The 9,994-nt window shown below is 60.2% G+C and carries 12 protein-coding genes and 1 tRNA gene; 8 read left to right on the top strand and 5 right to left on the bottom strand.

The genetic code is table 11. The annotated features are described in order from the left end of the window. Window positions 1-610: 610 nt before the first annotated feature. Both FJ959_RS29850 and FJ959_RS29845 read right to left on the bottom strand, forming a co-directional pair. Window positions 611-751, bottom strand: coding sequence for a DUF1127 domain-containing protein (locus tag FJ959_RS29850; RefSeq protein ID WP_140633601.1), 141 nt, complete (start codon window positions 749-751; stop codon window positions 611-613). A gap of 48 nt (window positions 752-799) precedes the next feature. Then, window positions 800-940 (bottom strand): DUF1127 domain-containing protein, encoded by a 141-nt coding sequence (locus tag FJ959_RS29845; RefSeq protein ID WP_013531315.1) that lies wholly within the window; start codon window positions 938-940, stop codon window positions 800-802. A gap of 235 nt (window positions 941-1,175) precedes the next feature. Here FJ959_RS29845 and FJ959_RS29840 point away from each other — a divergent pair, with 235 nt between their 5' ends. From FJ959_RS29840 to FJ959_RS29830, 3 genes are all read left to right on the top strand, one after another. Then, a complete protein-coding gene (locus FJ959_RS29840) occupies window positions 1,176-2,294 on the top strand; it encodes a DUF2157 domain-containing protein (protein ID WP_140633598.1) in 1,119 nt (372 codons plus the stop codon). Then, window positions 2,291-2,875 (top strand): GDYXXLXY domain-containing protein, encoded by a 585-nt coding sequence (locus FJ959_RS29835; RefSeq protein WP_140633595.1) that lies wholly within the window; start codon window positions 2,291-2,293, stop codon window positions 2,873-2,875. Before FJ959_RS29840 ends, FJ959_RS29835 begins: the two co-directional genes overlap by 4 nt. Window positions 2,876-3,069: 194 nt before the next feature. Beyond that, complete coding sequence (locus FJ959_RS29830) at window positions 3,070-3,288, top strand: hypothetical protein (protein ID WP_140495784.1); 219 nt, start codon at window positions 3,070-3,072, stop codon at window positions 3,286-3,288. Between the two features lie 62 nt (window positions 3,289-3,350). On the opposite strand, the gene FJ959_RS29825 is transcribed toward FJ959_RS29830, so the two are convergent. Beyond that, window positions 3,351-3,435 (bottom strand) — tRNA-Leu (locus tag FJ959_RS29825). A 475-nt stretch (window positions 3,436-3,910) separates the two neighbouring features. On the opposite strand from FJ959_RS29825, the gene tig reads away from it, so the two are divergent. The 5 genes from tig to FJ959_RS29800 all read left to right on the top strand — a co-directional run bounded on the left by tig (window position 3,911) and on the right by FJ959_RS29800 (window position 8,863). Next, window positions 3,911-5,386 (top strand): trigger factor, encoded by a 1,476-nt coding sequence (tig, locus tag FJ959_RS29820; RefSeq protein ID WP_140633592.1) that lies wholly within the window; start codon window positions 3,911-3,913, stop codon window positions 5,384-5,386. A gap of 163 nt (window positions 5,387-5,549) precedes the next feature. Beyond that, on the top strand, window positions 5,550-6,068 hold the full coding sequence (locus FJ959_RS29815) for a hypothetical protein (RefSeq protein WP_140633589.1): 519 nt from the start codon (window positions 5,550-5,552) through the stop codon (window positions 6,066-6,068). 192 nt (window positions 6,069-6,260) lie between these two features. Next, entirely contained in the window at window positions 6,261-6,641 is a 381-nt protein-coding gene (locus FJ959_RS29810) for a cytochrome c family protein (protein ID WP_140495787.1), read from the top strand. Window positions 6,642-6,793: 152 nt separating this feature from the next. Then, window positions 6,794-7,729, top strand: a complete 936-nt coding sequence (locus FJ959_RS29805; RefSeq protein ID WP_140633586.1) for a heme o synthase — start codon at window positions 6,794-6,796, stop codon at window positions 7,727-7,729. A gap of 312 nt (window positions 7,730-8,041) precedes the next feature. Then, entirely contained in the window at window positions 8,042-8,863 is an 822-nt protein-coding gene (locus tag FJ959_RS29800) for a DUF2189 domain-containing protein (protein ID WP_140633583.1), read from the top strand. Window positions 8,864-8,924: 61 nt separating this feature from the next. Here FJ959_RS29800 and FJ959_RS29795 read toward each other — a convergent pair whose 3' ends face one another. Beyond that, complete coding sequence (locus tag FJ959_RS29795) at window positions 8,925-9,398, bottom strand: aminoacyl-tRNA deacylase (RefSeq protein ID WP_140633580.1); 474 nt, start codon at window positions 9,396-9,398, stop codon at window positions 8,925-8,927. Window positions 9,399-9,588: 190 nt separating this feature from the next. Continuing rightward, window positions 9,589-9,987 carry a cytochrome C oxidase subunit IV family protein gene (locus FJ959_RS29790; RefSeq protein ID WP_140495791.1) on the bottom strand — a complete coding sequence of 133 codons (399 nt, stop codon included), beginning with the start codon at window positions 9,985-9,987 and terminating at the stop codon, window positions 9,589-9,591. Window positions 9,988-9,994 lie beyond the last annotated feature (7 nt).

The raw sequence follows: 9,994 nt of genomic DNA, 5'->3' as shown, positions 1-9,994 counted from the left end.
GTGAACCGCTTCGACGCCAAAACAGAAGCGGACAGATCATGTGCTACCAAACCGGACAACTTGATTAGCTACCGACATTGCCGCACCTGGAACATGCCGCGGCGGCGAAGGCGAAGGCTGCCCTGAAAACAACAACACCCGCCGGGGGAGGAGGTCCGGCGGGTGTCGTTTTGGGGGTCGACCCTCGGGAGGAGGTGAAGGCCGACCGTATTCGTCATCGCCGGGGAGGAGGTCGGCTTTGACGAAATTCCTTTCGCCGTTGAAAAGGGGCGAAGCCTCTGGAGCAAAATTCGTTTTGCTCCGGGAAAACAACGCCCGCCGCGGGAGGAGGTGCGGCGGGCGCCGTTTGGGTGGCCAACCTTTGGGAGGAGGTGAAGGTCGGGCCTATCCGTCATCGCCGGGGAGGAGGTCGGCTTTGACGAAATTCTTTTCGCCATTTTGAAGAGGGGCGAAGCCTCTGGAGCAAAACTCGTTTTGCTCCGGGAAACAACGCCCGCCGCGGGAGGAGGTGCGGCGGGCGCCGTTTTGGTGGTCAACCCTTGGGAGGAGGTAAGGGGTGACCGTATTCGTCAGGATCGGGGAGGAGGTCGACCCTGGCGAAATTCCGTTGTTAGATCGCCTGGCGGGCGATGGTCTTGATTTCGTCGCGGACGATGCCGAGATCATGCAGCTGGCGGTTGGAAAGGCGACCCAGCTCGGTAACCGTCTCGCGATAAACGCGCCAGTTACGATAGTTGCGGATCAGGTTCATTGTCATGCTCTTCTCAAAACTGGTTCGGACCATTCGCGGTCCGAAGGATTAGACCGCCTTGCGAGCGACGTAAGGAATGTCGCTGCGGCTGATGCCGAGGTCGGTCAGTTCACGGTTGCTCAGGCGGCTCAGCTCGGAAACGGTGTCCCGGTAGCGGCGCCAGTTGCGGTAGTTGCGGATCAGGTTCATGGTACTTCTCGTTTCGTCTTTTCTTGCGGATCATTCCGTTCGTGTACAAACCATAAATAGGCGGGCCCATATCGATTTAAAAGCGCTATGGCTGCATGGCAGCAATGCAAATTGTGCAATGCAACATTAACAAGCCTTCGCGGACCTGACACAAAGAAGCCAGAATCAGAAAGTGCCGTGACGTCAACGGTTTGGCAGCTCCAGCTGAAAAACCGACCAAGCAGCAGGGGGAAGCATGGCGGGCTACGCGACACGGGTCAGGTCGGACATTGCGCGATGGCTTGAGGCCGGACTGATCGACGCCCCGACGGCCGATGCATTGCGGCGCGACGTCGAGATCAACGCGCGCCAGTCGTTGAGCTTCGGTTCGATCCTGGCGATGATGGCGGCGCTGCTGTTCGGCGCGGCCATCCTGATCTTCGTCGCCGCCAACTGGGAAGCCATCCCGCGGCTGGCGCGCGTTGCCGCGCTCTTTGCCGTCATCCTTGGCGGCTATGTCGGCGGTGCAGTGCTGAAAACCCGCGACCACGCGGCGATCGGCGAGGCGTTGTGGATCGTGGCGGCGGCGGCTTTCGGCGGTTCGATCGCGCTGATCGGCCAGATGTACCATCTGTCGGGCGACGAGGCCTCGGCCTTGATCACCTGGGGCGCCGGCACCGCATTGGCGGCGGTGGCGCTGCGGTCCAACCCGCTGACCGTCGCCGCGGTCGGCATCGCCGACGCCTGGCTGTTCCTGAAAGGGTTCGACTATTTCAATCGCAGCGAATTTCCGCATCTCTTCCTCGTCATGGCGGCTGCGCTGTTTGCCGTCTCGTTCTGGACCCGCAGCCGGGCGGCGCGGCACCTGATCATCCTGTCGCTGCTCTTCTATCTTGTGCTGGTCGCCGTGGATCACGAGACGCTGCAGGTGGCGATCCCGCTGGTCATCGTATCGGTATTGTTGTTCGTGGCTTCCCTTTTCGCGCCGGAACCGGTCGACCGGATCGTGCAGCTTGGCGGCCGCTTGCCGCTGCATGCTCTGCTTGGCTTCCTCACTGGACTGGCCATCATCCAGTTCGAACTGGCCGGCGAAAGCAGCTACGACAGAGGCTTCGCCATTGCTTCGGTCGTCGCGCTGGCCGGCATTGTTGCCGCCATTGTGCTCGCGGGGCGCGAGAGCCGTGGCCTGCGCTGGCTTGCCTATCTCGGCTTCGCCTTCGAACTCGCCATGATCTATGTCGTGACCTTGCAGTGGATGCTCGACACCGCCGGCTTCTTCCTTGCCGCGGCGGTGCTGCTTGGCATTCTGGCGATCGTCATCATCCGCGTGGAGAAACGCATGAAGGATCCGGCCACCGGAGGAGCCACGGCATGATGTCCGGGAAGAGGCTTGTCATCTCGGCGCTGGTGCTGGCGCTCGTCCAGATCGGCTTCCTGGGTTGGATCATCGCCGGCCGGGCGGCGATCCTGCGCAGCGGCAAGGAAGTGCTGCTGAAGATCGAGCCTGTCGATCCGCGCGACCTGCTGCGCGGCGACCATATCATCCTCGGCTACGACATCTCGCGCATACCGGTGAAGATGATCGCCAACATCCCGGCCGGAAAACTTTCCAGCGACGACACCTCGATCGTCGTCCGTCTGAAGAAGAACGCCGACGGCTACTGGACGCCGAGCGCCGCGTGGTTCGGCGCGGCGCCGACACCGACCGGTGCCGACGAGGCCGATATTCGCGGTCATGTCGCCGGAGGCTGGGATCTTCGCGGCGAGGGACTGACGATCGCGCCGGATTACGGCATCGAACGGTTCTACCTGCCGGAAGGCGAGGGGATGGCAATCCAGAACGACATGCGGGTACGCCCGTTCGGGATCCGTCTTGCACTGGCCAGCGACGGCACCGCCCAGATCAAGGCACTGGTGGACGGCGACAAGACGCTGTTTCAGGAGCCTCTATATTAAGGTGTGCAGGGGTGGGCTGCCATCCATAGCTTGAACGGGGAGGGCGGTGCGGCCTCGAAGGCTCAAGCCTTGGAAGCTTACGTCTAATCGACCTCAGGGGCGTCCTTTAGGCGCTAGCGTCTCGCCACTGGATTGTGTTGCGTGGTAGGTATATTCTCGACGCTGGCGGTGGCATTCAGAAAGATGGAAAGCCCATGGCGACCGGGTACTTGGATCACCAGTTGGAGTGTCCTTTTTGCGGCACAATAAGGCTGCGGATTCCTGCCGATGCCGAACCTTCGACGGGCATCCGGTGCGACGACTGCGGTCAGTATCTTGGCACATGGGACGAATTGCAGGATGATTTCCAGCGCCAAGGCGGTAACGATGGCATCTTCCGCCTCGACAAGGGACGTATCAAGAAGCTCGCCTAGGCAGTGTCCTGATTTCCTGCCAGCGCCTGTGCGCTAGTGGACTATCCGATGCCATGCGGCAGTGGTGCGCGTGAAGGGACTCGAACCCCCAAGCCTTGCGGCGGCAGGACCTAAACCTGCTGTGTCTACCAGTTCCACCACACGCGCCTCGGGCGGGCTGTAGCAGAGCCTCGGCGGCCTTGTCGAGGTCTTGGGAGTGAGGTGGAATACCGCATCGTCCTTTGAATATCGCGGCAGCCGCCAGCCGCGACCTGAGGGTCTGGCAATTCCGTCACGCCCGCACGGTCTGGCGATCCCATTAGCCATCATTCTGTCAATGTCAGGGCCGAAATGATGGTTATTCGCCTAAACGCGAAGATGGTTGAAAATTGGCCTCGCCTGTGACAAAAGGCGTGTCGAATGTGACGGGACGCGACGATCCGCTTCTGCAAAATGTGATAAGAAGTAGGAAAAACAAAGACTTATTCACATTTTGGAACGCAGTTTGGAAGAGTTTGAGCCGTATTTCAGGTCAAATCGCCAGGTTCCGTACCAAAAGCCATTCCCGGCAAGATTATACCGGCAGGCTGTGAACGGCAGAGAGCCGTTTGGCAGCCTCATTGGTGAAAACAAAGGTTTTACGATGCAGGTCACCGAAACACTCAATTCCGGTCTCAAGCGCGAGATCAAGATCACCGTGCCGGCTGGTGACATGGAAGCCAAGCTGATGGCGCGGCTGACGGACGCCAGGAATAAGGTTCGCATCAACGGCTTCCGTCCCGGCAAGGTGCCGGTGCAGCACCTGCGCAAGGTCTATGGCAAGTCGTTCATGGCCGAAGTGGTCAACGAGATCCTCAACGATTCGACCCGGTCGATCATTTCGGGCCGCGGCGAAAAAGCCGCCATGCAGCCCGAAGTCATCATGACCGAGGACGAGAAGGAAGCCGAGAAGATCCTGGCCGGCGGCGCCGACTTCGAATTCCGCCTTAACTACGAGATCATCCCGCCCATCGAGATCAAGGATTTTTCCGACATCAAGGTGACGCGCCAGGTGTTCGACGTCCCTGACGCGGAGATCGACGAGCAGGTCAAGCGCGTCGCCGAATCGGCGCGCAGCTACGAGCCGAAGACCGGCAAGGCGGCCGAAGGCGACCGCGTCACAATCGACTATGTCGGCAAGATCGACGGCGAGGCCTTTGCCGGCGGCGCCGGCACGGATCAGCCGCTGGTGCTTGGCTCCAAGGAATTCATTCCGGGCTTCGAGGATCAGCTCATCGGCGCCAAAGCCGGCGATGAAAAGCAGGTCACCGTGACTTTCCCGGAAAACTACCAGGCGGCGCATCTGGCCGGCAAGGAAGCGACTTTCGACGTCACGGTCAAAGAAGTGTCCAAGCCGGGCGAACTCGAAATCAACGATGAGACCGCCAAGAACCTCGGCCTGGAATCGCTGGAGCGCCTGCGCGATGTGGTGCGTGGCCAGATCGAGAGCCAGTTCGGCTCGATGACGCGCCAGAAGGTCAAGCGCCAGCTGCTCGACCAGCTTGACGCGGCCTATTCGTTCGAGGCGCCTTCGAGGCTTGTCGAGGCCGAGTTCAACAACATCTGGGCGCAGGTCAACCGCGATCTGGAAGCGGCCGGCCGCACCTTCGCCGATGAAGAGACGACCGAGGAAGAAGCGCGCGCCGAATATATGCGGCTCGCCGAGCGCCGCGTGCGCCTTGGCCTCGTGCTGGCCGAGATCGGCGAGAAGGCCGGGGTCACCGTGTCGGACGAGGAATTGCAGCGCGGCCTGTTCGAGCAGGTTCGTCGCTTCCCGGCCAACCAGCAGCAGGAAGCCTTCGAGTTCTACCGCAACAATCCCGAGGCGCTGAATGCGCTGCGCGCGCCGATGTTCGAGGAGAAGGTGGTCGATCACCTGCTCGGGCAGATCTCGGTCACGGACGTCAAGGTCAGCAAGGAAGAGCTGATGGCCGACGACGAGGAAGCCGAGATCGCGACCAAGGCGAAGCCGGCGAAGAAGGCCGCGTCGAAGAAGACTGAAGACAAGAAGAGCGATGACGCGGAAGAGCCGAAGAAGAAGGCAGCGCCGAAGAAAAAGGCCGCCAAGGACGCCGAGTAAATCCCGAGTTGATGGAACTGACGAAGGCCGCCCCTCAAGGCGGCCTTTTTCGTTGCGAAACTGCAACAGCCAATCCGTTTCGCGGACGGTGACCATTGTCGATACCAAGCATTGATCACTATCTGCGCTCTTGCTGCAAACCACAGGGTTGTTGGAGGGGCGGTTGAGCCTATTCTTCGAAACGCGACGCGTCGTGGCCTTGGCGATCGTCCTGGCCTTTGCCTGCGATTTCGCCCAGGCCGATGCCGGCACCTGGCGCATCGGCACGGACGATGACGGCCTCGTCACGGCTTCGGTTCATGCCACCAACAAGCTGATCACCGGCGGTGGCGCCCTGAGCTATAGCCCGATCCTGACCATCGCCTGCCGCCCGGAAAGCCAACCGCGCTGGACCGAATGGCTGCAATTGAACGACACCGTCTCGGCCAATCGCAAGATCACCATGTCGGTCACCGTCGACGGCGACAACAAGTTCGACGAGAGCTGGTTGGTCGGCCCGCGCGGCCGCATGCTGGTGCGCGATGGCGCCGACGGGATAAAGCGTCTTGCCGCCGCGAACCGGCTCCAGCTTTCGTGGCGCTTCGGGCTGCTGTCGGGGCGGGGCCACGCCGATTTCGATCTGACCGGATTTGATGAAGCGGTCAGCCAGCTCGCCGGCAGCTGCAACACTGCTATGCCTTGATCCGCTGCGGACAACCTAAACCTTTGTAGGTCGACCTCTTCTACCTGCCGGCCAGATTCCGTGGTATATAGAGGCCGCAATTTCATATGGGAGAAGTGGACAATCTGTTCTGCCGTACAAGGCGCTTCGCTGGCGATGCTGGCTTATACCAGATCGTCTCAGGCGCATTTGACGATCAGGGAGGAAAAAGTCATGCGCTTAGCCGCATTTTTCGCCGTCGTGTTTGTTGCAACCTTCGTCGCCAATCCATCGCAGGCTCAGGATACTGCGGCTGGCGAGAAGGTCTTCACCAAATGCAAGGCCTGCCACATTGCGGACGAGGACAAGAACAAGATCGGTCCATCGCTGCACGGCGTCATCGGCCGCACTGCCGGTACGCATCCCGGTTTCAAATATTCCGACGCCATGATTGCGGCCGGCAAATCCGGCGTCAAATGGGACGAACCAACACTGATGACCTATCTTCACGATCCCAAGGCTATGGTCAAAGGCACCAAGATGGCGTTTCCCGGCCTCAAGAACGATGCAGACGTGACCAACGTCATCGCCTATTTGAAAACGTTCTCCAAGTGACTTTCTCCTCCGCCATGCGTCTATCCTCTCGTTCGCCGTGATCTCGTCCGAACCCGAAGGGGCCGCGTAAGCAAAAACCGGGTTTCAATTTCGCTCACGCGTGCCTTCGGTTCGGGATCATGGCCTAGGTTTCTTGCTTCCATCGGTCTGAGATGTCGACTAGGGAAAGCCGCCTCAAGGATATCGTCATCCGCCTTCCGGAAGCGACGGCGGGTGATTTCTTCGCGCTTTTAAAACCGCGGGTCATGGCGCTTGCCGTATTCACTGCTTTCGTGGGCCTAATGACGGCGCCTGGCCCGACGAATCCGGTCATCGCGGTGATCGCCATCAGTGCGATTGCGATGGGAGCAGGCGCGGCCGGGGCGCTCAACATGTGGTACGACGCGGACATAGATGCGTTGATGTCTCGCACGTCCAACCGGCCAATCCCGTCGGGCCGCGTCGCGCCAGGCGAAGCCCTCGGCTTCGGTCTGGTGCTTTCCGCACTTTCGGTGACGGTGCTCGGCGTGCTGGTGGGGTGGCTTGCCGCATCGCTGCTGGCATTCACCATCTTCTTCTACGTCGTCATCTATACGATCTGGCTGAAACGCTCGACACCGCAGAACATCGTCATAGGTGGCGCGGCAGGCGCTCTTCCTCCGGTGATCGGGTGGGCTGCTGCCACCGGCGCCATCGGCATTGAAAGCATCATTCTGTTCCTGATCATTTTCCTCTGGACACCACCGCATTTCTGGGCGCTAGCCCTGTTCAAGGTCGGAGAGTACGCCGCGGCGGGCATCCCCATGATGCCGAACGTGGCTGGCCAACCCTCGACCAGAAAGCAAATCTTGGCCTATTCGCTGGTTCTGGCGCCAATCGGCGTGCTTCCCTGGGCCTTTGGATTCGCGAGCGGATATTACGGGACTGTCTCGACCGTCTTGGGTGCGGGATTCGTCTGGCGCGCCTGCAAGGTGCTCACCATCCCCGACAAGGAGATGAAGCAAGCAAAGGCGTTGTTTTCTTATTCGATTTTCTACCTGTTCGCGATCTTTGCAACGTTACTTGCCGACACTACTGTAATGCGTACGATCGCATCAGCCGGCCGTTGACGCCGGCGCAAAACATTACGTCGGCAGTGCGCAAAAACCCAGCAGCAGCAGAACAACGACGCCAAGGCCGAGTATGAGAACTGTCCTTCCGTCCATGACCCTTCACCTTCGACTTGAGGAGAATATCGAAGAAAGGCGTCCAGAGCTAGCCAGGCGACCGGGCCTTCTTACCCAACCTTCTTACAAAGCGCGACAAGTCGCTCGCATGAGAGTATATTGATCCTGGTGCAGGTCGCGGTTTGCGTGGCCAGTCTTGCAGAACGGCAGCACCGTGAAACCGCGGCCTTACCAGACCTGTCTGGAGGAATGGTCATGGCAAGCTTTCACGTCATAGCAGGCGCCAGCGAGACGCTGGAGCACACCAGAATTCGCAAGATCGGTGTCACCGACCTTTTCGATGCGCTCAGGCGCGGCGTCGACGATTTCATGGTCAAACCGTCGCACATCATTTTTCTCTGCCTGATCTACCCGCTTGCGGGGGTCGTGCTTGCAGTCTGGACATCGGGCAATAACACGCTCCCATTGTTGTTTCCGCTCGTGTCCGGATTTGCGCTAATTGGTCCATTCGCCGCAATCGGCCTCTATGAGATCAGCCGGCGACGGGAAGCCGGGCTAGACGCCTCATGGAGGGCCGCCTTCGAGGTCAGGAATTCTCCGGCGCTGCCAGCCATCGCCGCGGTTGCGATCATGCTGCTTGCAATCTTCATCGCCTGGCTTTTGACTGCGCAGGCGTTTTACCAACACCTGTTCGGCCCCGCCCCACCGCAATCCTTATCCAGCTTCATCAATGACATATTCGCCACAGGACGCGGCTGGACGCTCATCATCCTGGGGCACGCCATCGGCTTCGTCTTCGCTGCGATCGTGCTGTGCACGACGGTCGTCGCCTTCCCGTTGTTGCTCGAGCGAGATGTCGGCGCCTATGAAGCCATCCACACCTCGGTGCGCGTGGTGCTGGCGAACCCGATCGTGATGGCGGTATGGGGCCTGATTGTCGCCGTCGCCCTGATCATCGGCACGCTGCCAGTATTCGCGGGGTTGGCGGTCGTGCTGCCGATCCTCGGTCACGCTACCTGGCATGTCTACCGCAAGGTCGTGGAACCGCCGCCGACGGCCGGACCGGCGCCTCGATGAACTCCCTGCCGCGCCGGCAAGAGGACCGGTGCGTGCAGGTTGATCAGAGCCCTTTCCGGCTTCAGTAAGCCGGATGGCTGAAGCGGGCCTGGTGGGCGCCCATAGTCAGGTTACGGAAATCCTTGCCGCTGACACGCACCAGCGTCCTGTGATCGCCGCCCTCGAAATAGATATCGGCGGCACCGCCAAGGCTTTCGTCAATGACTACCGGCACATCGTAGGCCGCGCCGATCGGCGGAATGGCGCCGGTATCGCAATCGCCAAAGAGCGAAACCGCTTCATCTTCGGTGGCGAGTCCAAGATTCTTGTCCATGACCTTCTGCAACGCGCCGAGCTCGATCCTATGTGTGCTGGGGACCACGGCCAGCGCATAACCCAGATCGTGGTGAACGAGCACCGATTTGGCCATTATGCTGCCGGGCACGTGCGCGGCTATGGCGGCCTGCCTGCTTGTGGCCGTGCGATGATGCGCGACAGTATCGTAGGAAATCCCTTTCCGGTCGATATAGTCCTTCAGTTTGTTTGCGATTGTCATTTTGGGCGTCCCTTGCTGAGTTCGCGACGCAGGTCAAAACGCGGCAATCATTTCGCTTCCGTCGTTTCGGTATGAATAAAGATGGCCCAACCGTCGATTGTTTCAAGGCGAGGGTGGCGGCACCGGACCGCCCGCAGCATCGTCGGAATCCCTGATCGGCCATCGACAAGGTCTGAACTCCGATTTGGCGTCAGGGCCCAGCCCCGAAAAACGCCATCCGGGTGAGAAGCGTGTAATCCGCTTCAAAGACCATCATCGCCACGAATACCAACACCAGCACGGGCGGCAGGATGATTGCGTATGTCAGCGCCAGCCGTTCCCAGGCCATGTGCATGAAAATGGCGACGATGAGCCCTGCCTTGAGGATCATGAAGATCAGGATCAGCGACCATCTGAGATAGCCGTGCAGACCGAAATAATCGATCAGATAGGAGCAGGTGCTGAGAATGAACAGCCATGCCCAGACCACCAGATAAAGCTTGATCGGGTGCTCCTGATGAACTTCTGCCGGGGGGGCGCCGGTCGTCGCCGCGTCATGAGTAGCGTGCAGCGTGTGTTGCCCGAGGCCGTTTGCGGTTGCTTCAGCCATATCTGCC

It is taken from the genome of Mesorhizobium sp. B2-2-4 (assembly GCF_006442375.1).
In the GTDB taxonomy this organism is placed as follows: domain Bacteria; phylum Pseudomonadota; class Alphaproteobacteria; order Rhizobiales; family Rhizobiaceae; genus Mesorhizobium.
The sequence above is the reverse complement of the archived record's forward strand: the minus strand, read 5'-3'. Positions and strand labels throughout refer to the sequence as shown.

Excerpts from the sequence above, each read along its gene's own strand:
- FJ959_RS29850 (WP_140633601.1), bottom strand. The coding sequence starts at position 751 with ATGAACCTGATCCGCAACTATCGTAACTGGCGCGTTTATCGCGAGACG.
- FJ959_RS29845 (WP_013531315.1), bottom strand. The coding sequence starts at position 940 with ATGAACCTGATCCGCAACTACCGCAACTGGCGCCGCTACCGGGACACC.
- FJ959_RS29840 (WP_140633598.1), top strand. The coding sequence starts at position 1,176 with ATGGCGGGCTACGCGACACGGGTCAGGTCGGACATTGCGCGATGGCTT.
- FJ959_RS29835 (WP_140633595.1), top strand. The coding sequence starts at position 2,291 with ATGATGTCCGGGAAGAGGCTTGTCATCTCGGCGCTGGTGCTGGCGCTC.
- FJ959_RS29830 (WP_140495784.1), top strand. The coding sequence starts at position 3,070 with ATGGCGACCGGGTACTTGGATCACCAGTTGGAGTGTCCTTTTTGCGGC.
- tig (WP_140633592.1), top strand. The coding sequence starts at position 3,911 with ATGCAGGTCACCGAAACACTCAATTCCGGTCTCAAGCGCGAGATCAAG.
- FJ959_RS29810 (WP_140495787.1), top strand. The coding sequence starts at position 6,261 with ATGCGCTTAGCCGCATTTTTCGCCGTCGTGTTTGTTGCAACCTTCGTC.
- FJ959_RS29805 (WP_140633586.1), top strand. The coding sequence starts at position 6,794 with ATGTCGACTAGGGAAAGCCGCCTCAAGGATATCGTCATCCGCCTTCCG.
- FJ959_RS29800 (WP_140633583.1), top strand. The coding sequence starts at position 8,042 with ATGGCAAGCTTTCACGTCATAGCAGGCGCCAGCGAGACGCTGGAGCAC.
- FJ959_RS29795 (WP_140633580.1), bottom strand. The coding sequence starts at position 9,398 with ATGACAATCGCAAACAAACTGAAGGACTATATCGACCGGAAAGGGATT.
- FJ959_RS29790 (WP_140495791.1), bottom strand. The coding sequence starts at position 9,987 with ATGGCTGAAGCAACCGCAAACGGCCTCGGGCAACACACGCTGCACGCT.